This window comes from Micromonospora sp. NPDC052213 (assembly GCF_040679695.1).
Lineage (GTDB): Bacteria > Actinomycetota > Actinomycetes > Mycobacteriales > Micromonosporaceae > Micromonospora.
Window position 1 is genome coordinate 63,187 of the sequence record NZ_JBFAVI010000011.1, and the last position, 18,625, is coordinate 81,811.

General features: G+C 70.7%; 17 protein-coding genes. 11 read left to right on the forward strand and 6 right to left on the reverse strand.

Annotated elements, in window-relative coordinates; translation table 11 throughout:
• Positions 1 to 88: 88 nt before the first annotated feature.
• The 6 genes from AB0L34_RS05230 to AB0L34_RS05255 form a co-directional block, all read right to left on the reverse strand.
• A complete protein-coding gene (locus AB0L34_RS05230) occupies positions 89 to 1,429 on the reverse strand; it encodes a nicotinate phosphoribosyltransferase (protein WP_363702029.1) in 1,341 nt (446 codons plus the stop codon).
• 65 nt (positions 1,430 to 1,494) lie between these two features.
• A complete protein-coding gene (locus AB0L34_RS05235) occupies positions 1,495 to 2,052 on the reverse strand; it encodes a DUF2231 domain-containing protein (RefSeq protein WP_363702031.1) in 558 nt (185 codons plus the stop codon).
• 68 nt (positions 2,053 to 2,120) lie between these two features.
• Complete coding sequence (locus tag AB0L34_RS05240) at positions 2,121 to 3,356, reverse strand: FAD-dependent oxidoreductase (RefSeq protein ID WP_363702033.1); 1,236 nt, start codon at positions 3,354 to 3,356, stop codon at positions 2,121 to 2,123.
• 21 nt (positions 3,357 to 3,377) lie between these two features.
• The gene (folE, locus tag AB0L34_RS05245) at positions 3,378 to 3,977 is read right to left on the reverse strand and encodes a GTP cyclohydrolase I FolE (protein WP_363702035.1); all 600 of its coding nucleotides are present in this window, start codon (positions 3,975 to 3,977) and stop codon (positions 3,378 to 3,380) included.
• A gap of 1 nt (position 3,978) precedes the next feature.
• Complete coding sequence (locus tag AB0L34_RS05250) at positions 3,979 to 4,374, reverse strand: hypothetical protein (RefSeq protein ID WP_363702037.1); 396 nt, start codon at positions 4,372 to 4,374, stop codon at positions 3,979 to 3,981.
• Positions 4,374 to 4,901: a DUF2231 domain-containing protein gene (locus tag AB0L34_RS05255; RefSeq protein WP_363702065.1), complete on the reverse strand. Its 528-nt coding sequence runs from the start codon at positions 4,899 to 4,901 to the stop codon at positions 4,374 to 4,376. Before AB0L34_RS05255 ends, AB0L34_RS05250 begins: the two co-directional genes overlap by 1 nt.
• Before the next feature lie 111 nt (positions 4,902 to 5,012).
• Between AB0L34_RS05255 and AB0L34_RS05260 the strand changes: the two genes are divergently transcribed.
• From AB0L34_RS05260 to AB0L34_RS05310, 11 genes are all read left to right on the forward strand, one after another.
• Positions 5,013 to 5,669: a helix-turn-helix domain-containing protein gene (locus AB0L34_RS05260; RefSeq protein WP_363702039.1), complete on the forward strand. Its 657-nt coding sequence runs from the start codon at positions 5,013 to 5,015 to the stop codon at positions 5,667 to 5,669.
• Positions 5,670 to 6,097: 428 nt separating this feature from the next.
• On the forward strand, positions 6,098 to 6,187 hold the full coding sequence (gene kdpF, locus AB0L34_RS05265; protein WP_350704204.1) for a K(+)-transporting ATPase subunit F: 90 nt from the start codon (positions 6,098 to 6,100) through the stop codon (positions 6,185 to 6,187).
• Positions 6,187 to 7,842, forward strand: a complete 1,656-nt coding sequence (gene kdpA, locus AB0L34_RS05270; RefSeq protein ID WP_363702041.1) for a potassium-transporting ATPase subunit KdpA — start codon at positions 6,187 to 6,189, stop codon at positions 7,840 to 7,842. The genes kdpF and kdpA overlap by 1 nt, the downstream gene beginning before the upstream one ends.
• A 20-nt stretch (positions 7,843 to 7,862) precedes the next feature.
• Positions 7,863 to 10,070, forward strand: a complete 2,208-nt coding sequence (kdpB, locus tag AB0L34_RS05275) for a potassium-transporting ATPase subunit KdpB (protein ID WP_363702043.1) — start codon at positions 7,863 to 7,865, stop codon at positions 10,068 to 10,070.
• Positions 10,070 to 10,951: a potassium-transporting ATPase subunit C gene (locus tag AB0L34_RS05280; protein WP_363702045.1), complete on the forward strand. Its 882-nt coding sequence runs from the start codon at positions 10,070 to 10,072 to the stop codon at positions 10,949 to 10,951. Before kdpB ends, AB0L34_RS05280 begins: the two co-directional genes overlap by 1 nt.
• Before the next feature lie 92 nt (positions 10,952 to 11,043).
• Entirely contained in the window at positions 11,044 to 13,599 is a 2,556-nt protein-coding gene (locus tag AB0L34_RS05285) for a DUF4118 domain-containing protein (protein ID WP_363702047.1), read from the forward strand.
• Complete coding sequence (locus tag AB0L34_RS05290; RefSeq protein WP_363702049.1) at positions 13,596 to 14,279, forward strand: response regulator; 684 nt, start codon at positions 13,596 to 13,598, stop codon at positions 14,277 to 14,279. The genes AB0L34_RS05285 and AB0L34_RS05290 overlap by 4 nt, the downstream gene beginning before the upstream one ends.
• A gap of 314 nt (positions 14,280 to 14,593) precedes the next feature.
• Positions 14,594 to 15,955, forward strand: a complete 1,362-nt coding sequence (locus AB0L34_RS05295; protein WP_363702051.1) for a TrkH family potassium uptake protein — start codon at positions 14,594 to 14,596, stop codon at positions 15,953 to 15,955.
• Positions 15,948 to 16,631: a TrkA family potassium uptake protein gene (locus AB0L34_RS05300; protein ID WP_363702053.1), complete on the forward strand. Its 684-nt coding sequence runs from the start codon at positions 15,948 to 15,950 to the stop codon at positions 16,629 to 16,631. The genes AB0L34_RS05295 and AB0L34_RS05300 overlap by 8 nt, the downstream gene beginning before the upstream one ends.
• A gap of 245 nt (positions 16,632 to 16,876) precedes the next feature.
• Positions 16,877 to 17,803, forward strand: a complete 927-nt coding sequence (locus AB0L34_RS05305) for an ABC transporter ATP-binding protein (RefSeq protein ID WP_363702055.1) — start codon at positions 16,877 to 16,879, stop codon at positions 17,801 to 17,803.
• On the forward strand, positions 17,781 to 18,569 hold the full coding sequence (locus tag AB0L34_RS05310) for an ABC transporter permease subunit (protein WP_363702057.1): 789 nt from the start codon (positions 17,781 to 17,783) through the stop codon (positions 18,567 to 18,569). The genes AB0L34_RS05305 and AB0L34_RS05310 overlap by 23 nt, the downstream gene beginning before the upstream one ends.
• Positions 18,570 to 18,625 lie beyond the last annotated feature (56 nt).

The following is an 18,625-nucleotide window of genomic DNA, read 5'->3' on the forward strand; positions in this document are numbered from 1 at the left end:
GCGATCGCTCAGGTGGGGGAGTGACCAGGCCCGGCAGATGGTCGGCTCTCCACCGCCGAGGACGCAGCGCTACCCAGGCTGAGACAGCTCAGTAGGTCCCGCCCCGCGCCACCTGCGCCGCCACCCGGTCGTGCAGCGCGGTGAGGGCCGGGCTGACGGTGGCGGTGAGCGGCGCCGGGTCCGCCAGCCGACGCGCCGTCTCCGGTAGCCAGGTGAGGTCCGCGTCGAATCGGCGACGCGCCGCGCGTACCTCACCGGCCGGGTCCGCGGCGTCGAGGCGACGACCGCCGCGCATGACCGGCACGAGCAGCGGCTCGCGGTTGCCCGGCCGCGGTTCGTCGCGCAGCCCCACCACGTCGCCGCTGGCACCGGTGGGATCACGGAAGACCTGCTTGGGGCCGGGCAGGGTGGCCTTGCCGGGCGACAGCTTGAGCACCGGCCGGTCGCCGACGGCCACCAGCTTGTAGGCGCTGTCCAGGGACGGCGCGTCGAAGGAGACGCCCATGCGGGTGCCGACGCCGTACGCGTCGATCGGTGCGCCCTTGGCGACGAGCGCCGCGATGACGTCCTCGTCGAGGCTGCCGCTGGCCACGATCTGGGCCCGGGTCAGCCCGGCGTCGTCGAGGATCGCGCGGGCCTGCACGGCCAGTGCGGCGAGATCCCCGGAGTCGAGTCGCACGGCCACCGGGCCGGTCAGGCCCAACTCGGCGACGACCTCGACGGCGGCCCGCACTCCGGCGGGCGTGTCGTAGGTGTCGACGAGGAACACCGGGTTGGTGGGAAAGTCGGTGGCGAACGCGCGGAACGCGGCACGCTCGTCGGGGAACGCCTCGACGTACGAGTGGGCCATCGTCCCGGACGGCGGCAGCCCGTAGCGTCGCGCGGCCTCGACGTCGCTGGTCGCGGCGAAGCCGGCGATCGCCGACGCCCGCGCCACGGCCGCCCCGGCCTCGATCCCGTGCGTCCGGCGGAACGCGAAGTCGACCAACTGCGCGTCGCCGGCCGCGAGGCGGCATCGGGCCGCCTTGCTGGCCACCGTGGTGTGGAAGGTGATCAGGTTCAGCACGCCGGTCTCCACCAGCTGCGCCTCCGCGATCGGCGCGGTGACCTCCAACAGCGGCTCGTCGGCGAACACCGTGCGACCCTCCGGTACGGCCCAGACGTCACCGGTGAACCGCAGCCCGGCCAGCGCCGCCAGGGTCGGTTGGTCGAGCCCTACGGTGTCGCGTAGATAGCCGATGTCGTCCTCGTCGAACGCGAAGCTCTCCAGGAAGGCCAGTGCCTCGGCCAGCCCGGCGGCCACCAGGAAGCCGCGCTGCGGCGGCAGGCGGCGGACGAACAGGCTGAACGTGGCGCGCTCCACCATGTCCCGGCGCAGGTAGCTGGCCGCCATCCGCAGCTCGTACAGGTCGGTACGCAACCCGGTCATGGGTTCCTCCGTCGGCACGTGGGTCGACGGGCCGGTGGCGCCGTGGTGATGCCGCCCCGGTCCGGTCAGGCGCGGGAGCGGCGCGCGGGGCGGCGGGACAGGGAACTCGGCGCGTTGACGCCGGCGCCGTCGCTGACACTGATGCCGAGCCGTTCGACCAGTTCGCCGCCGAGCCAGGCCGTCATCCCGGACAGGACGATCCCTGCGAAGCTGCAGATCAGGGCCAGGGCGTTCGGCTCCCAGTCCGTCGCGGTGGCCCGCGCCAGCCAGCTCACCGCGAACAACAGCACGACGACGACGTTGCCGATGCCGTGGATCGCGCCGATCCGCTTGGCGCGGGTGCCGGACGGGATGGCCCGCCAGTCGGTGAATCCGAAGACTGCGGCGACGAGGCCGCCGATGATGCCGGCGCCGATGATGTACCCGGCGGAGATCTGGAATCCGGCCCGATCCGTGATCAGATACAGGATGTCGAAGATCACCGCCGTGGCGAGCAGCCCCAGCGGGAAAACGATCAGCATGGGGTGGATCCCGTGGCCCATCGCCTTGGCTCGACTTTCCAACACAGCCTCCCTCTCTGGCGGGATGTTGGGCGCGGGTACCCCTTCGGGTCGCTGGTACACCTACCGGCGGTGAACGCGCGCGGCTTCCTCCTCCCAGCACCGTCGCCGACCACCTCGCCGGGGTCGGCTCACCCCCGCCCGACCAGACTTTCGAGGGCGACGGCGGGATCGGCCAGGCGGTCGAGGTCGACGGGCTGCCGGGAGCGGATCAGCTGCCCGATCGGGCCGGTCACGTCCCAGACGTTGACGTTCATGCCCGCCAGCACCCGCCCCTGTGCGGTCCAGAACGCGATGAACTCGCCGCCGGCGAGTTCGCCGCGGACGACGATCCGGTCGTAGGAGCCGGGCGGAGCGTGGCCGGTGTACTCCATGCCCAGCTCGTACTGGTCGGTGTAGAAGTAGGGCAGCCGGTCGTAGCTGACAGCTCGGCCGAGCATGCCGCGGGCGGCGGCGGGTCCGGAGTGCAGGGCGTTGGCCCAGTGCTCGACCCGTACCCGGATGTTCAGCAGGGGGTGGCGGGCGTTGGCCAGGTCGCCGGCGGCCCAGATGTACGGGTCGCTGGTACGCAGGGTGTGGTCGACGACGACGCCGTTGTCGACGGCGAGGCCGGCCTGTTCGGCGAGTTCGGTGTTGGGCAGGACGCCGACACCGACGACGACGAGGTCGGCGGGCAGGACCGTGCCGTCGGCGAGCAGCACCGCGCTGACCCGGTCCGACCCACGGAACTCGTGGACCTGGGCGCCGAAGCGGAAGGTGACCCCGTGGTCGCGGTGCAGGTCGGCGAAGACGGTCGCGAGCTGGTCGCCGAGGACGCGCTGCAGGGGCAGGTCGGCGGCCTCGACGACGGTGACGGCGGCACCGCGGGTGCGCGCGGCGGCCGCCACTTCCAGGCCGATCCAGCCGGCGCCGACGATGACGACGCTCGCCCCGTCGACGATCGCATCGGAGATGCGGTCGCAGTCGGCGAGGGTACGCAGCCGCAGCACGCCGTCGAGGTGCGCGCCGGGGACAGGCAGCGTCCGGGCCCGTGCCCCGGTGGCAAGCAGCAGCCTGTCGTAGCCGAAGCGCCGCCCATCGGCGAGCGTGACCTGCCGGGCCTGCCGGTCGAGGGTCGTGACGCGGGTGTCGGTATGCAGGTTGACATCGTGTTCTTCGTACCAACTGGCGTCGTGGACGAAGACGCTGTCACGTTTGGTGGTGCGCAGCAGCAGGCCCTTGGACAGTGCGGGCCGTTCGTACGGGCGCTCGGCCTCCTCGCCGAACAGGACGATCTTGCCGTCGAATCCCTCGTCGCGGAGCGTCTGCGCGGCTCTGGCCCCGGCCAGGCCGGCCCCGACGATCACGAACGGATGTTGCTCGGTCACGGTTTCTCCTAGGGGGACGTGTCAGGCGTGGGCGCCGACACCGGTGAGGGTGAAGAACTCGGCGCGGGAGCGCGAGTCGTCGCGTAGGGCGCCGAGCAGTGTGGAGGTGATGGTGGTGGCGCCGACCGCCTGCACCCCTCGCAGGGTCATACACAGGTGCTGGGCCTCGACGACCACCCCGACGCCTCTCGGGCGCAGGTGGACGGTGAGCCAGTCGGCGATTTGCTTGGTCAGCCGTTCCTGGACCTGCGGACCGTGGGCGAAGAGTTCCGCCACCCGGGCGAGTTTGGACAGCCCGAGGATCCGGTCGGCGGGCAGGTAACCGACGTGGGCGACGCCGATGAACGGCAGCAGGTGGTGCTCGCACACCGAGCGGATCGGGATGGCCCGGGCCACGACGAGCTCGTCGTATCCCTCGTCGTTGTCGAAGGTGGTGAGCCGGAACTCGCGCGGGGTAAGCAGTTCGGCGTAGGCGCGTGCCATCCGGCCCGGCGTGTCGGCCAGCCCGCCGGCGTCGAGGTCCACGCCGAGTGCTGCCAGGAACGCGGCCGCGGCCTGTTCGGCGGCGGCCAGGTCCCGGCCGGGCCGGCGCCGGACGACCTGTAGCGGGGTGACTGCCATGTCAGCCCTCACCGATACCGAGGGCGGTGATCAGGACGAGGACGAGAGTGGTGGCCGCGAACAGGCCGTGGCCGACCACGACCGGGACGGGGAAGCGGGACTCGGCGACGTCGGTGCGGCGGGCGGGGATCCAGCGGGCCAGCATGGTGAAGCCGAGCAGGGCGACGGGCAGCAGGAGCGCGAACGCGGTCCAGGCCAGCGCGTCCTTGTCGACGGCGAGGTAGACGATCCACAACACCAGCCCGATCGCGGCCAGCGCGAAGTGGCCGAACACCAGGCCGGGGGCCAGCCGGGTGCCGCTGCGCGGGCGGTGGCCGCCTTCGGAGATCCAGGTGCCGAGCATGACGAATCCACCGACGGCGGTGATCAACCAGGTGATCAGTGCGGCGACTGCCATCAGAGCCCCTCCTTCTTGATGGTGGTGGCGACGGGCGCGGTCCGATAGCCGTCGGCCTGGGTGGTTTCGTCGGCGACGCGGACCCCGTAGCGGTAGGTGAGTTCACCGCCTAGGTAGCCGGAGACGGTCAAGGCGGCCAGGGCCGCGGCCGACAGGGCGAGGGCGCCGATGGGCACCGGGGTGGCCGGTTGCCCGCCTCGGATGACGAACCCGATCGCGTACGCGGCGGTCACCGCCAGGTTGATGCTCATGTGGACCAGGGCGGTGCGGAAGGCTCGGGTGCGGGTGGGGATGGCGAACAGGTCCAGGACTCCGACGGTCGCCGCGGCGAGGGCGCCGAGTACGCCGACGGCGATCAGCCATCGGGAACCGTCCGCGAGGAACGTCTCGTCGTGGGCGACGTGGGAGGCGATGTCGAAGACGAGGCTGGTGATCCATGCCCCGATCGGGATCGTGACCAGTGCCGGGTGAAGCGGGTGCCCGTACGGGCCGGCGATGGCGTTGACGGGTCGTTTGGCCTGCTGCATCGGTTCCACGTCAACCACCTACCCATTTTCGCCAATCAGCGTTGTTGTTAATCATGCTGTACCTCGTGCACCCAAATTTCAATAGCCGATGCTGGTGATAATCTCGGTCGGATGCAGAACCGGTGGACGGCCGTGGCCGCGCTCGCCGATCCGTCCCGGCGGGCGCTGTACGACCACGTGCGCCACCAGGACCACCCGGTCACCCGCGAGGAGGCCGCCGACGCCGCCGGGATCTCCCGCGGGCTGGCCGCGTTCCACCTCGACAAGCTCGTCGACGCCGGCCTGCTGCGCGCCCGCTACCAAGCCCCGCCCGGCCAACCCAGAGGCCGGGGCCGCAGCCCGAAGGTGTACGAACCGGCTGGCGACGGTCTCGCCGTCACGATCCCGGAACGCCGCTACGAACTGATCGCCGAGATCCTCGCCGACGCGGTCGTTGACGACCCGGCCCACGCCGACGACGCCGCGCGGCGGCTCGCCGGGGAGCGCGGCCGCAGCGTCGGCGTTGGACTGGCCGAGGACGGGTGCGACGTCCTGTCGGCGCTGGACGGCCTCGGATTCGAGCCGCGGCCCGACGCGCAGCGGCATGGGCGGCTGCTGCTGCACAACTGCCCGTTCCACGCCCTGGCCACCCGACACACCGCACTGGTCTGCGGGCTGAACCACGCCTTTCTCACCGGCCTGCTCGACGGGCTCGGCGCCGCCGATGTCGAGGCCCGGCTGGCGCCCCGCCCCGGTGCCTGCTGCGTGGAGTTGGATCTGCCGTCCTGACCTGCGCCCTCCCGGGGTTGCCGGGAGGGTCCGTCGTCACACCGCGTCAAGGTCGACCGTCCGCCAGTTCCGCTGCGCGAGCATCCGGCGGTGCTCACCCGGCCGGGCCTGCTCCTCGACGTCGCCTGCGCACCGGCATGCGTCCCTGGGCCAACCGGTGTGATCCGCCCTGCTGACGGTAGTCGGGACCACCCGAACAAGGGGTGGTGTGAAAAGGGCGTTAAGAAACGCCGGATCGCCGTGATGGTCGCGTTATAGCCCCTGTCGGTGAGGGGCGGGCGGCGTTGTGATTGCTCGGCGCGGCCGGACGGCGGCCGTGACGAGCTGTTCCGGAATGAGGAGTCAGACGTGTCTGACGTGGTGTTCGTGGCGTTGACGATGGGGCTGTTCGCGGCTCTCGCCCTGGTGGTGAGGGGAGTGGAGAAGCTGTGAGCGCCGTCAACGTCATCGGTCTGGTGCTGGCGATCGGCCTGGCCGTGTTCCTGGTGGTCGCCCTGTTGTTCCCTGAGCGCTTCTGATGGCCGTGACGACAGCCGGAGCGCTGTTCATCCTCTCGCTCGTGGTGGCGCTGGTCGCCGTCCACAAGCCGTTCGGCGACTACATGTTCCGCGTGGTGTCCGGCCAGCGGCACGTCCGCGTCGAGCGGGGCATCTACCGCCTGGTCGGGGTCGACGCGAACGCCGAGCAGTCCTGGGGCGTGTACGCCCGCGGCGTGCTCGCCTTCTCCGCCGTCTCGATCCTGTTCCTCTACGCGTTCATGCGGCTGCAGAACCACCTGTGGCTCTCGCTCGGCTTCGACCCGGTGATGACCCACGGCGCGTGGAACACGGCGGTGTCGTTCGTGACCAACACCAACTGGCAGTGGTATTCGGGTGAGTCGACCATGGGGCACCTGGTCCAGATGGCCGGGCTGGCGGTGCAGAACTTCGTCTCCGCTGCTGTCGGTATCGCGGTCGCCGTCGCGTTGGTGCGCGGGTTCGCCCGCCGCCGCACGGGCGACCTGGGCAATTTCTGGGTCGACCTGACCCGGGTCACGCTGCGGATCCTGCTGCCGATCTCGGTGCTCGGCGCCCTCGCCCTGATGATCGGCGGGGCGGTGCAGAACCTCTCCGCCGGCACCGAGGTCACCACCCTGACCGGCGGCAGCCAGACCATCACCGGCGGGCCGGTGGCCAGCCAGGAGGTCATCAAGGAGCTGGGCACCAACGGTGGCGGCTTCTACAACGTCAACAGCGCCCATCCGTTCGAGAACCCGACCACCTGGACGAACTGGGTGGAGATCTTTCTGATCCTGGTGATTCCGTTCAGCCTGCCCCGGGTCTTCGGCCGGATGGTCGGGCAGAACCGGCAGGGGTACGCGATCGCCGCCGTGATGGCGGTCCTGGCGATCGCGAGCATCGCCTTGACCACCGTCTTCGAGTTGGCCGGCGACGGCACGGTGCCGCAGGCGGCCGGGGTGGCGCTGGAGGGCAAGGAGGTCCGGTTCGACGTGTCGAACTCGGCCACGTTTGCCGCCGCGACCACGCTCACCTCGACCGGCGCGGTGAACTCCTTCCACGACTCCTACACCGCGCTCGGCGGCATGATGCCACTGATCAACATGATGCTCGGCGAGGTCGCCCCCGGCGGCGTCGGCGCCGGCCTCTACGGGATGCTGATCCTCGCCGTGATCACGGTGTTCGTCGCCGGCCTGATGGTCGGCCGGACACCGGAGTACGTCGGCAAGAAGATCGGCGCCCGCGAGATCAAGCTGGCGTCGCTGTACTTCCTGGTCACCCCGGCGCTGGTCCTGGCCGGCACGGCGGCGGCGTTCGCCACCGGCAACAACTCCACCGCGCTCAACACCGGCCCGCATGCCCTGTCCGAGGTGCTCTACGCGTTCACCTCGGCGAGCAACAACAACGGCTCCGCGTTCGCCGGCCTGACCGTGAGCACGCCGTGGTGGAACACCGCACTGGGGCTGTGCATGCTGCTCGGCCGGTTCCTGCCGATCATCCTCGTGCTCGCCCTGGCCGGCTCGCTGGCCCGCCAGCAGCCGACGCCCGCCTCCGAGGGCACTCTGCCGACCCACCGGCCGCTGTTCGTCGGGATGGTCGTCGGCGTCACCGTGATCCTCGTGGCGTTGACCTTCCTGCCCGCGCTCGCGCTCGGCCCCCTCGCTGAGGGGCTGTGACACCCATGAGAGAGAAGGACATGACGACCTCCACGCCGGCACCGCACGGTACGGCGGACGCCCCCACCTCCGGCACACCCGCCACCCAGGGCAGCCGGCGCGGTGGACTGCTGGACCCGAGGCAGCTCGTCCAATCACTGCCCGACGCGCTGCGTAAGCTCGACCCGCGCACCCTGTGGCGCAACCCCGTGATGCTGATCGTCGAGATCGGCGCGGCCTTCACCACCGTCCTCACCGTCGCGGACCCGTCGGTGTTCGCCCTCGCGATCACCGGGTGGCTGTGGCTGACCGTGATCTTCGCCAACCTCGCCGAAGCGGTCGCCGAGGGGCGCGGCAAAGCGCAGGCCGCCGCCCTGCGCAAGGCGAAGACGGACACCGTCGCCACCCGCGTCCTCGGCTGGACCCCGGGCGCCGCCCCCGGCACCTGTCGTACCGAGAGCGTCCCGGCACCCCAGCTGAAGCAGGGCGACATCGTCGTGGTCGAGGCCGGGGAGACCATCCCCGGCGACGGTGACGTCGTCGAAGGGATCGCCAGTGTCGACGAGTCGGCCATCACCGGCGAGTCGGCCCCGGTGATCCGGGAGTCCGGGGGCGACCGCAGCGCGGTCACCGGCGGCACCACGGTCCTCTCCGACCGGATCGTCGTGGTGATCACGCAGAAGCCGGGCGACAGCTTCATCGACCGGATGATCAACCTGGTCGAGGGGGCGAACCGGCAGAAGACGCCGAACGAGATCGCGCTGAACATCCTCCTCGCCGCGCTCACGGTCATCTTCCTGCTGGCCGTCGTCACCCTCCAGCCTCTCGCGATCTTCTCGATGGGCCACCAGGCCGCCGCACCGGACACGCGGGCGATCACCGACGCCGGCGTCAGCGGGATCGTGCTGGTGTCGCTGCTGGTCTGCCTGATCCCCACCACCATCGGGGCGCTGCTCTCGGCGATCGGCATCGCCGGCATGGACCGCCTCGTGCAGCGCAACGTCCTCGCGATGAGCGGTCGGGCCGTCGAGGCGGCCGGTGACGTCAACACCCTGCTGCTGGACAAGACCGGCACCATCACCCTCGGCAACCGGCAAGCGGACGAGTTCGTCCCCGTCGAAGGGGTGGACGTCGCCACGGTGGCCGACGCGGCGCAGCTGTCCAGCCTCGCCGACGAGACACCCGAGGGCCGATCGATCGTGGTGCTGGCCAAGAACGAGTTCGGCCTACGGCAACGCGAACCCGGGCTCATACCGCACGCCACCTTCGTGCCGTTCACCGCACAGACCCGGATGAGCGGCGTCGACCTGACTCCCGACGCGACCGCCGACGGCGGTGTCGCCGGCCCGGCACGCCGGATCCGCAAGGGCGCCGCCGCCGCCGTCATGAAATGGGTCCGCGACAACGGCGGTCACCCCACCGAGCAGGTCGGCCAGGTCGTCGACGAGATCAGCGGCATCGGCGGCACCCCGCTGGTGGTCGCCGAGCACCTCGACGGCCAGCCGGCCCGCGCCCTCGGCGTCATCCACCTCAAGGACGTGGTCAAGGCCGGGATGCGGGAGCGCTTCGACGAGATGCGCCGGATGGGCATCCGCACGGTGATGATCACCGGCGACAACCCGCGTACCGCGAAGGCCATCGCCGACGAGGCCGGGGTGGACGACTTCCTCGCCGAGGCGACGCCGGAGGACAAGCTCGCCTTGATCAAGAAGGAGCAGGAGGGTGGCCGGCTGGTCGCGATGACCGGTGACGGCACCAACGACGCACCCGCGCTAGCCCAGGCAGACGTCGGGGTGGCGATGAACACCGGCACGTCGGCCGCGAAGGAGGCCGGCAACATGGTCGATCTCGACTCCGACCCGACCAAGCTCATCGAGATCGTGGAGATCGGCAAGCAGTTGCTGATCACCCGCGGCGCGCTGACGACCTTCTCGATCGCCAACGACATCGCGAAGTACTTCGCGATCATCCCGGCCATGTTCGCCGGCATCTACCCGAGCCTGGAGGCGCTGAACATCATGCGGCTGTCCGGCCCCGAGTCGGCGATCCTGTCCGCGGTCATCTTCAACGCGGTCGTCATCATCGCGCTGATCCCGCTGGCGCTGCGCGGCGTCCGCTACCGGCCCGCCGCCGCGTCGCAGCTGCTCAGCCGCAACCTGCTGCTCTACGGCCTCGGCGGAATCGTGGTGCCGTTCATCGGCATCAAGCTCATCGACCTGCTCGTCCAGTTCATCCCGGGGATCTTGTGATGCGCCTGCCGTCTTGGCTCTCCCAGCACCTGGCCGCGCTGCGCGCGGTGCTCGTCTTCACCGTCCTGCTCGGCCTGGCCTATCCGCTGGCCCTGGTCGCGGTCGGTCGGATCCCGGTCCTCGCCCACAAGGCCGACGGATCGCTCCTCGAGGTGGACGGCCGGCCTGTCGGCAGCACGCTCATCGGGCAGTCGTTCACCGACGCCGACGGCAACCCCGTCCCGCGCTACTTCCAGTCCCGCCCCTCGGCAGCCGGCGACGGCTACGACCCCACCGCCACCTCGGCCAGCAACCTCGGCCCGGAGGACATCGTCGACACCATCGCCACCGACCCCGACGACAGCACGCGGAGCCTGCTCACCCAGGTCTGCGCACGCAGCAGGGCCGTCGGGGAGCTGAACGGCGTCGACGGAAGCCGCCCGTACTGCACCATCGACGGGGTCGGGGCCGTGCTGGCGGTGTTCCGCCGCGACGGGCTGACCGGCCCGGTCACCCGGGTCGTCAGCGTCAACCAGACCGCACCCGCCACCCCGTTCCTCGCCCGCTACCAGGGTGTTCCGGTCGAGCTGGCCACGCCGGGCGAGGACTACCGGGCCGCCGGGGCGACCATCGTCCCCGTCCGGGGTGACGCCCCCGCCGAGCCCGCGGTGCCCGCCGACGCGGTCACCGCCAGCGGCAGCGGCCTCGACCCGCACATCTCTCCGGCGTACGCCCAGCTCCAGGTGGCGCGCGTGGCGCGGGAGCGCGGCGCGGACCCGGCGGCGGTCCGGCGCCTGGTCCAGGAGCACACCACCGGCCGGTCGCTCGGCTTCATGGGGTCGCCCGGGGTGAACGTGCTGGAGCTGAACCTCGCGTTGGACGAACAATTCCCGGCACGCTGAACACGACGACGCCGGGCTGGGACGCTGGCACCGTCCCGGCCCGGCACCCCGTCACCCGACCCGCCGGTCACGCTGTGGAGAGGAATCCTGCTGTGCCACGAGGGGAACTGCGCATCTACCTCGGTGCCGCACCCGGCGTCGGCAAGACCTACGCCATGCTCGAGGAGGCGCAGCGCCGCGCCGAGCGCGGCACGGACGTGGTGATCGGGTTCGTCGAGACCCACGGCCGCAAGCACACCGCCGCGATGATCGGCGAACTGGAAATCGTCCCCCGCCGCACGATCACCTACCGCGGCACCGAGTTCACCGAGATGGACCTCGACACGGTTCTGGCCCGCCGCCCCGAGGTCGCCCTGGTCGACGAACTCGCTCACACCAACGTGCCCGGCTCCCGCAACTCCAAGCGCTGGCATGACATCCAGGAACTCCTCGACGCCGGGATCACCGTGCTCACCACGGTCAACATCCAGCACCTGGAATCGCTGAACGACGTCGTCGCCCAGATCACCGGGACCACCCAACGCGAAACCGTCCCCGACCAGATTGTGCGCGCCGCCGAACAGGTCGAACTGGTCGACATGACCCCCGAGGCGCTGCGCCGGCGGATGGCCCACGGCAACATCTACCGCCCGGACAAGATCGACGCCGCGCTCGGCAACTACTTCCGCGTCGGCAACCTCACCGCCCTACGCGAACTGGCCCTGCTCTGGCTCGCCGACAAGGTCGACGAGCAACTCGACGCGTACCGGGCCCAGCAGGGCATCTCCGCCACCTGGGAAGCCCGCGAGCGGGTCGTCGTCGCGCTCACCGGCGGACCCGAGGGAGGGACCCTGATCCGGCGTGCGGCCCGGATCGCCGCCCGCAGCAAGGGCGCCGACCTCCTCGCGGTGCACGTCGCCCGCAGCGACGGGCTCGCCGGAGCCGACCCGGCGCAGCTCGCCCGGCAACGGGTGCTGGTGGAGAGCCTCGGCGGCACCTACCACCAGGTCCTCGGCACCGACATCCCCGCTGCGCTGCTCGACTTCGCCCGGGGCGTCAACGCCACCCAGCTCGTGCTCGGCGCCAGCCGCCGCGGCCGCTTCGCGCAACTGTTCTCCCGCGGCGTCGGCGTGACCACGACCGCACTGTCCGGGCCCATCGACGTACACCTGGTCACCCACGCCGAGGTCCGTCGCGGCCGGCCCGGACCAGCGGTGCCGGCCGCGCTGTCCCGGCGACGCCGGCTGTACGGCCTCGCGCTCACCGTCGCGGGCATGCCCGCCCTGACCGCACTGCTCAGGGCGCTGCCCGACCTCACCCTCACCAACGACATCCTGATCTTCCTCGCCGCCGTCGTCGGCGTCGCGCTCGTCGGCGGGCTCTGGCCGGCGCTGCTCGCCGCGCTGGGTGGGTCCCTGCTGCTGAACTGGTTCTTCGCCCCGCCCTACTACACGCTGACCATCGCCGAGGCGGACAACCTGCTCGCCCTCGGCGTCTTCGTCGGCGTCGCCGTGGCGGTCAGCTGGGTGGTCGACCTCGCCGCCCGGCGCACCCGCGAGGCCGCCCGCGCATCCGCCGACGCGCAGACCCTCGCCACCGTCGCCGGCAACGTCCTGCGCGGGCAACGCCCGCTGCCGGCGCTGCTGGAACGGCTCCGGGAAACCTTCGCGCTGCGCGCGGTCAGCGTCCTGGAACTGGCCGCCGAGGCCGCCGGGCGCCCCGGCCGGGACCGGGAGGAAGAAGCCTGGCGAGTCGTGGCCAGTGTCGGCGAGGCGCCGGCCGGCAGCCCGAGCGCAGGCGAAACGACGGTACCCGTCGACGACCGGCTCACCGTCGTGCTCTCCGGCCGGCGGCTGGAGGCCGCCGACCGGCGCATCATCGAGGCGTTCGCCGCGCAGGCCGCCGTCGCGCTCCGGCAGGAACGCCTCGCCGAGGAGGCCGCCGCCGCCCGGCCCCTGGCCGAGGCCGACCGAATGCGCACCGCCCTGCTCGCCGCGGTCAGCCACGACCTACGCACCCCTCTCGCGTCGGCGAAGGCCGCCGTGTCCAGCCTGCGCAGCCGCGACGTCGACTTCGACGCCGAGGACCGGGACGAACTGCTGGCCACCGCCGACGAGTCACTCGACCGGCTCGGCCGGCTGGTGGCCAATCTGCTCGACATGAGCCGCCTGCAGGCCGGCGCACTCGGCATCACCGCCTCGGCGATCGGCCTGGAAGACGCCGTGCCCCGGGCCCTGGACGAACTCGGCCCGCAGGCGGCCGATGTCACCACCGACATCCCCGCCGACCTGCCGGCCGCCACCGCCGACCCGGGCCTGCTGGAGCGGGTCCTGGTCAATCTCGTCGCGAACGCCCTGCGCCACAGCCCGCCCGGGCGGCCACCCACCATCACCGCCAGCGCCCACTCCGGCCAGGTCGAACTACGCGTCATCGACACCGGCCCCGGCATCGCCGAGGACCAGTGGGAACAGGTTTTCCTGCCGTTCCAGCGCCTCGGCGACCGCGACAACACCACCGGCGTCGGCCTCGGCCTCGCCCTGTCCCGCGGTCTCGCCGAGGCCATGGGTGGCAGCATCACCCCGGAGACCACACCCGGAGGAGGACTCACCATGGTGCTGCGGCTGCCCGCCGCCACACCGGCCGAACCCACGGAGGGCCCGCAGGAATGAACCGGATCCTCGTCGTCGACGACGAACCGCAGATTGTGCGCGCCCTGCGCATCAACCTGCGCGCCCGCGGCTACGACGTCGACGTCGCGGCCACCGGTGCCGCCGCGCTCAGGGCCGCCGCCAGCCACCCACCCGACCTCGTCGTACTCGACCTCGGTCTTCCCGACCTCGACGGCGTCGACGTCATCCGCGGGATCCGGGGCTGGACCACCGTCCCGATCATCGTGCTCTCCGGCCGCGCCGGCAGCGACGACAAGGTCACCGCCCTCGACGCCGGTGCCGACGACTACGTCACCAAACCCTTCGGCGTCGACGAACTCCTCGCCCGCATCCGTGCCGTCACCCGCCGGCACGGGACCGGCGCGGACGCGGCCAGTCCCACCGCGAAAGTCGGCCAGCACACCGTCGACCTCGGCGCCCACACCGTGACCCGCGACGACGGCACCGAGATCAGACTGACCCCCACCCAGTGGGGGGTGCTCGAAACGATGCTCCGCAACCCCGGGAAGCTGATCAGTCAGCGCCAACTCCTCCACGACGTGTGGGGCCCGGGATACGAGACCGAGACCAGCTACCTGCGCCAGTACATGGCTCAGCTACGCCGCAAGCTCGAACCCGACCCCACCCGGCCCCGCCACCTCATCACCGAGCCCGGCATGGGCTACCGCTACCAGCCGTGACACGGCGACATGGGCCTCCTCAAGCACGTAGTCCTGATCATTCTCACCGTGGGGGCGATCGTCCTCGCCGTCGCAGCCGGCGCGGGTCTGCTGAACCGGACCCCGCTGCGCCGCCCACCCGACTCCCCGCCGCAACGAGAGGACGACCATCAGCGGGGCCCATAGACTCAGCCTCGATCGGACGCCGCTCCCGCGACCGTCCCACGTCGCCGGCAATAGCGCCGTGAGAGCATGCGGTTCATGAGCCTGACCCGTCCGAGGGCAACGCCGAGGGCACGTACCGCGGATGGCCGTCGTACCTGCGCGGCGGGCGCATGCTGAGCCGACGACCGACATGGCAGCGGCGTAGCAGCAGGCTGCGGCACCCGGCGCAGGTGATCGCCGTTGGTTTCGGCGTGGCGGTGACCGTCGGCACCGGCCTGCTGTCACTACCCGTGGCCACCCGATCCGGCGAACGGGCCGACCTGGTGGACGCGCTGTTCACCGCGACCTCCGCCGTCTGCGTCACCGGCCTGGTCACCGTCGACACCGGCAGCTACTGGTCCGGCTTCGGCCAAGCGATGATCCTCCTGCTCATCCAGGTGGGCGGGCTGGGGATCATGACCCTCGCGACGCTGTTCACCGTGCTGCTGTCCCGCCGGCTCGGCCTGCGGGCCCGGTTCCTGGCCCAAGCCGAGACGAAGAGCCTCACCCTCACCGACATCCGTGCGGTGGTCCGCCGGATCGTGCTGTTCAGCCTCGTCAGCGAAGCCGTCGTCGCGGTGGTGCTGACCCTGCGCTTCGCCACCGCCTACCACATGCCGTTCGGCGAGGCGCTGTACGACGGGGTATTCCACGCGGTGTCGGCGTTCAACAACGCCGGATTCTCCACCAACGCCGACAACCTCGTCGGCTACGTCACCGACCCCTGGATCTCGTTGACCATCGCCGTTGCGGTCATCCTGGGCGGGCTGGGATTCCCCGTCGTGTTCGAACTCCTCAAGTGCTGGCGCCGCCCGGCGCTGTGGTCGGTGCTGACCCGTATCACCGTCGCCCTGACCGCCGTGTTGCTCGTTCTCGGCACCGCCGTTCTCACCCTCACCGAATTCTCCAATCCGCGTACCCTCGGCCCGCTCGCCGGCCCGGAGAAACTGCTGGCCGGATTCTTCGCCTCTACCATGACCCGCACCGCCGGGTTCAACAGCGTCGACATCGGCGGGATGCGACCGGAGAGCCTGCTCGCCAGCGACGTGCTGATGTTCATCGGCGGCGGCAGCGCCGGCACCGCCGGCGGCATCAAGGTGACCACCTTCGGGCTGCTGGCGTTCGTGCTCTGGTCGGAGATGCGCGGCGAGGTTCACGTCAACGTCGGTCGGCGGCGCATCTCCGCCAGCAACCAGCGCCAAGCCCTCGCGATCGCCCTGCTCGGCGTCGGCGCCGTGGTCACCGCCACGTTCCTGCTGCTGGCCATCACCCCGTACCGGCTGGACATCGTGCTGTTCGAGGTGGTGTCCGCGTTCGCCACCGTCGGCCTGTCCACCGGCATCACCGCTAACCTGCCACCAGAGGCCGACGTACTGCTGATTGTGTTGATGTTCGCCGGCCGCGTCGGTCCGCTCACCCTGGCATCGGCGCTGGCGCTGCGCGACCGTAACCGCCGCTTCGAGCTACCCGAGGAGAGGACGATCGTTGGCTGAGCAACCCACCGAACCCGTCGTTGTGATCGGGCTGGGGCGGTTCGGCACCGCCCTGGCTCTGGAGCTGGTCAATCGGGGCACCGAGGTGCTCGGCATCGACCACCGTCCGAAAGTCGTGCAGGCTCTCTCCGGGCAGCTTCCGCACGTGATCACCGCCGACTCCACCGATATCGAGGCCCTGCGGCAACTCGGCGTGGCTGAGTTCCACCGCGCTGTGGTGGCCATCGGCACCGACATCCAGGCCAGCATCCTCACCACCAGCCTGTTGTCCGAAATCGGTATCTCTGACATCTGGGCCAAGGCCATCAGCGCCCAGCACAGCAACATCCTCACGCGCGTCGGCGCACACCACGTCGTCGCACCCGAACACGACATGGGCGAACGGGTCGCCCACCTGCTCTCCGGACGGATCCTCGACTACGTCGAGGTCGACGCCGACTTCGCCGTCGTCAAGACCACCCCACCCCGCGACATCGTCGGCGTACCACTGCGCGAGTCCCGGGTCCGTAGCAAGTGGGGCGTGACTGTCGTGGCCGTCAAGCCAGAGGCGGCCGTACCAGGCGGCAGACCACGCGTCTTCACCTACGCCACGCCCGAGACAGTTCTCGCCTACGGCGACCTCATCCTCGTCGTCGGCACCGTTGACAACGTTGAACGCTTCGCCACCAGCGATTAGAAGCCGCTCAGGAATCGGCGCCGACCCACATGATCACGTTGCCGCGGAAGGTCGCCGTTCCTCGGCAGGTAGATGAGCAGACAGTTGGTGCTGCGTCCGGCAACGTTCACCGGATTCCGGTGGGTTGTGGTCCTCGCCGAGTTGCCTTTCCCCTCCTGGTTGCCGAGCGTCGGCAATACTCCTGCCCGATGTCGGCCGAATGCCACCCTGGATGCCGGACGGGCGTGAGCGCCACGATGTGGAGCATGACCAACGACCTTGCCCTGCTCGCCGAGGACTTGACGAAGTTCTACGGCCAACGCCGCGGCATCGAAAATCTCACCCTTGAGGTCCGCGTCGGGGAGGTGATGGGCTTCCTCGGTCCCAACGGCGCCGGGAAGACCACCACCATCCGGCTGCTGCTGGACTTTTTGCGGCCGACCTCCGGCCGCGCGACCGTGCTCGGGCTCGACCCGCGCCGGGACAAGGCCGCCCTGCACCGGCAGATCGGCTACCTACCTGGCGAACTGGCGTTTCCCGGCAGGGAGAAGGCAGAAGACCTGCTGCGGTTCTTCGGTGACGCTCGGGGCGGCGTGGCCTGGTCGCGGGTGACCGATCTGGCCGAGCGGCTCGACCTGGACCTGTCCCGCCCGGTACGCACCATGAGCAAGGGCAACAAGCAGAAGGTCGGCCTGGTGCAGGCGTTCATGCACCAACCGGCCCTGCTGATCCTGGACGAGCCCACCAGCGGCCTGGACCCGCTCATGCAGCAGGAGTTCCTGGCCATGGTTCGCGACGCCCGCGACGCCGGTCAGACCGTCTTCATGTCCTCGCACGTCCTCGCCGAGGTGCAGCAGACAGCCGACCGGGTGGCCATCATCCGCGACGGCAGGCTGGCCGCGGTCGAACGCGTGGAGTCGCTCGGCAAGCGGGCCGTCCGATCGGTGGAGATCCACTTCGACGATCCCGTGGATCCGGCGGAGTTCAGGGCCCTCCCCGGGGTCAGTGACGTGGTGGTGTCCGGGCCGGTGCTCCGGTGCACCGTGGATGGCCGCCTCGACCCCGTGATCAAGGCGGCGGCACGACACGAGGTCGTGGACATGCTGTCGGCCGAGCCCGACCTGGAGGAGACGTTCCTGTCGTTCTACTACCACTCGGAAGGAGCCGGCGATGCTTCCCGCGCTGGTGCGTAAGACCTGGCGCGACGACCGCCGGGCGCTGATCGGTTGGGCCACCGGCGTCGCCCTGTTCACCGTCATCTACACCTCCTTCTACAGCCAGTTCCAGGGAGCCGCGGAACTGAAGCAGGACGCCCTGCCCCAGGGAATGCTGGACTTCCTCGGCATCGCCGATATGCTCTCGCCGGCCGGCTACCTGCAGGCGACGATCTTCAGCCTGATCGGGCCGCTGCTGGTCCTCATGTGCGCGATCACGTTGACCGCCCGCACGATCGCCCGGCCCGAGGAGGACGGGGGCATGGAACTGTTGCTGGCCAACCCGCTGTCCCGCGCCGCCTTCGCCGGGCAGCGCCTCGCGGCCACGGGCAGCGCCATCACGCTGGTCGCGGCCACCCCGGTGATCCTCCTGATGATCATCGTTCCCCAGGTGGGCATGGACATTCCCCTGTCCAACGTCGCGGCTGCCGGCGTCGGCCTGATCGCCCTGGTGTGGTGCTTCACCGGCGTCGCCTTCCTCGCCGGCGCGGCCACCGGAAAGCGCGGTACGGTTCTGGCGATCACCGGTGTGCTCGCCGTCACCACGTACATGGCCAACGCCATCGGCGGCATGTCCGACGGCTGGCAATGGATGCGCTGGCTATCCCCGTTTCACTACTTCATCGGCACCGATCCGCTGCACACCGGCTGGCACCCGGTGCAACTGCTCGCCCTCGTGGCTGTCGGCGCCGTGACCACGGTCGTCGGGGTGTTCCTGTTCGACCGCCGCGACGTCGGTGTCTGAAGCGGACCGTGGGGGGGGCGCCGCCGGAACGCGGGGGCCCCCCCCCGCCCCCACAC

What these genes read in the sequence shown, in the direction of transcription:
- AB0L34_RS05230 (WP_363702029.1), bottom strand. Translation starts at nt 1,429, where the DNA reads ATGACCGGGTTGCGTACCGACCTGTACGAGCTGCGGATGGCGGCCAGC.
- folE (WP_363702035.1), bottom strand. Translation starts at nt 3,977, where the DNA reads ATGGCAGTCACCCCGCTACAGGTCGTCCGGCGCCGGCCCGGCCGGGAC.
- AB0L34_RS05250 (WP_363702037.1), bottom strand. Translation starts at nt 4,374, where the DNA reads ATGGCAGTCGCCGCACTGATCACCTGGTTGATCACCGCCGTCGGTGGA.
- AB0L34_RS05255 (WP_363702065.1), bottom strand. Translation starts at nt 4,901, where the DNA reads ATGCAGCAGGCCAAACGACCCGTCAACGCCATCGCCGGCCCGTACGGG.
- AB0L34_RS05260 (WP_363702039.1), top strand. Translation starts at nt 5,013, where the DNA reads ATGCAGAACCGGTGGACGGCCGTGGCCGCGCTCGCCGATCCGTCCCGG.
- kdpA (WP_363702041.1), top strand. Translation starts at nt 6,187, where the DNA reads ATGGCCGTGACGACAGCCGGAGCGCTGTTCATCCTCTCGCTCGTGGTG.
- kdpB (WP_363702043.1), top strand. Translation starts at nt 7,863, where the DNA reads ATGACGACCTCCACGCCGGCACCGCACGGTACGGCGGACGCCCCCACC.
- AB0L34_RS05280 (WP_363702045.1), top strand. Translation starts at nt 10,070, where the DNA reads ATGCGCCTGCCGTCTTGGCTCTCCCAGCACCTGGCCGCGCTGCGCGCG.
- AB0L34_RS05290 (WP_363702049.1), top strand. Translation starts at nt 13,596, where the DNA reads ATGAACCGGATCCTCGTCGTCGACGACGAACCGCAGATTGTGCGCGCC.
- AB0L34_RS05295 (WP_363702051.1), top strand. Translation starts at nt 14,594, where the DNA reads ATGCTGAGCCGACGACCGACATGGCAGCGGCGTAGCAGCAGGCTGCGG.
- AB0L34_RS05305 (WP_363702055.1), top strand. Translation starts at nt 16,877, where the DNA reads ATGACCAACGACCTTGCCCTGCTCGCCGAGGACTTGACGAAGTTCTAC.
- AB0L34_RS05310 (WP_363702057.1), top strand. Translation starts at nt 17,781, where the DNA reads ATGCTTCCCGCGCTGGTGCGTAAGACCTGGCGCGACGACCGCCGGGCG.